General features: G+C 30.1%; 1 protein-coding gene. It reads right to left on the reverse strand.

What is annotated here, in order from left to right:
* Positions 1–21: 21 nt before the first annotated feature.
* A complete protein-coding gene (locus BXO88_RS16140) occupies positions 22–1,266 on the reverse strand; it encodes a sel1 repeat family protein (protein ID WP_078038747.1) in 1,245 nt (414 codons plus the stop codon).
* Between the last annotated feature and the right edge of the window lie 312 nt (positions 1,267–1,578).

Genomic DNA, 1,578 nt, shown 5'->3' on the forward strand with positions numbered 1-1,578 from the left:
AACTAAACTTCCGAAAAAGAATCAATGGTTACCCACTATTTTTGACGAATAACCATTAAAATATATATATCCAACTCTATTTTGTGCGTCTAAAAGTCCATTATCAGCAGCTTCCATAGCTAACGAAAAAGATTGTTTAATATCTTCTGTTTCTTTAGAAGTTCTATGTAAATGATTCGCATACAGATCTTTTGCAAAAACATTATTTGAATCAATCAACTTTTTTAGTTTTGACTCATACATTTTATAAACAGGATTAGATGGACTATCTTGATTGTTATCGATATACCATCTGAATATAGAAAGCACATCCATATTCTGTATAGCCATGTTCCAATAAGTATTCTTTGTTTCATTATTACATTTCACGGTATTATATCCATTCATATAATATAAACCTACAATATATTCAGCTCTTCCATCACCTTCATCTGCTAATTTTTTAAAAACTTTAAATGCATCTTTATTTTTATGCCTTAAAAACAATGAAATTGCATGTTGTAACGGATCATCTATATCACCTATAAAATGCTCATTCTCTTTTTCTTTTCCAGGAATATGAATGTCTTCAATTGCTTTCAGATTAAATAACATATCTACAATAAAATCATATGAATTCACCTGAACCTGAGGATTGATTTTTATATTATGTATCATAAAGTTTGAGAGTAACTCATCAATAATTTCTTCTTCTGATGATTCAACTCCTTTACAATTAAAACTATGCTTTAATGATGATACAATGTACTTCTCAGAATTATTTAATTTTTCAATCTTGTTAATAAGACCTAAGGATATAAATACATCAGGTCTTCTTACTTCTTTAATATGGTTGCTACCTAATAACTTAGTTTTAAATTCGTCTGTATATATTAGTTCTTTTACAGTGTGCAGATAATCAATAGACTGTGTAGGTTGAAGCCCAATCTGCGACATGGCTGCTTTGAGCAAAAGAAGTTCTTTAGTATTCCAGTTTCCTTTTGTAATATCATAAAAATCTCTTGCTATGCAGGCGATTTTTCCGGCATCACTCAAAAATGAATATGGAGTCCCATTCAATGTCAAAAACTCTACCGAATTTTGCCATGTCAGTAGATTGACATTCTGTTCTAATTTGTCTAATCGGAGTTCGATCTGTATAAGTTCTCCTCGATTGTACTCGAAAAACTTATTTAATCCAGCATAGATATTTCTAAACTCTTCATCTGTCTTATAGATCGATGCATTAAGTTTATTATTCACAGCAGTTATCAGATCAAAGCTCATAAGATTCTGTTCTGCAAGTTTCTGAAGTGTCTGCTGGCTAGCATATTGAGCTATAGATTTACTACTGTTTATCTTATTCTGTAACTTCTGATTACTTCCGGTAACATTGCCGAGAAGTCTTTTAATAAATCCTTTATTAGATAATTCAGATTGTGCTATATCTGCTTCAGCTAAAGACTCAATACTTTCAAAAACAAGTTTATTTATTTCCTGTCTGTTCTGTTTATGTTTATTTATGATTTTATCTATAGCTATATTTGGTTATTCGTCAAAAATAGTGGGTAACCATTGATTCTTTTTCGGAAGTTTAGT

The organism is Oribacterium sp. C9 (assembly GCF_002007235.1).
Classification (GTDB): domain Bacteria; phylum Bacillota; class Clostridia; order Lachnospirales; family Lachnospiraceae; genus Oribacterium.

What these genes read in the sequence shown, in the direction of transcription:
- BXO88_RS16140 (WP_078038747.1), bottom strand. Translation starts at nt 1,266, where the DNA reads ATGAGCTTTGATCTGATAACTGCTGTGAATAATAAACTTAATGCATCG.